The following is a 722-nucleotide window of genomic DNA, read 5'->3' on the forward strand; positions in this document are numbered from 1 at the left end:
AGGAGGTTGTTCTAAAAAGTAAGCTCACCGAGGAGGAAATCGCGCGAATCGAAGTCCGTAGGCATACTCTACCAGGGGTTGAGGTGCAGGCTGAACTTGCGCGTTATTACCCGCTTGGGGAGGCGACTGCACATTCTATTGGCTACGTAGGGCGTATTAACGAAAAAGAACTGGCAAAGCTTGATCCTCAAAACTATTCGGCAACTAACTATATTGGGAAGCTCGGAGTAGAACGTTTCTATGAGTCGGAGTTGCATGGGAGCGTCGGTTTTGAAACGGTAGAAATCAACGCTAGCAACAGGATTCTAAGAAGTCTAGATCATCTCGCTTCAACGCCGGGCAAAGATCTTGTTCTGCACATGGATGCAAGACTTCAGTTGAGGGTTATGGAGTTGCTTGAGGGTAAGCGGGCTGCCTTAGTCGCCATCGAGCCAAAAACGGGTGGTGTCTTGGCTCAGGTAAGCACACCGAGTTACGACCCCAATAAATTCGTTACGGGCATTGATCATAAAAGCTATGGCTTACTTCGAGATTCTATTGATACGCCTTTGTTTAATCGTGCTTTAAAGGGACAGTACCCGCCAGGTTCGACGATTAAGCCAGTTGTTGGGTTGGCCGGCTTAGATGTAGGTGTTACTTCACGCGACTATACAATAAATGATAGAGGGCGTTACCAGTTAAAAAATGATGATCGCATTTACCGAAACTGGAAGCGTGAAGGT

The 722-nt window shown here is 47.2% G+C and carries 1 protein-coding gene; it reads left to right on the forward strand.

What is annotated here, in order from left to right; all coding sequences use genetic code 11:
* Positions 1-722 (forward strand): penicillin-binding transpeptidase domain-containing protein (locus tag A3762_RS23785; protein WP_255375082.1); only part of this gene is annotated, 722 nt, incomplete at both ends.

Source organism: Oleiphilus sp. HI0125 (assembly GCF_001635355.1).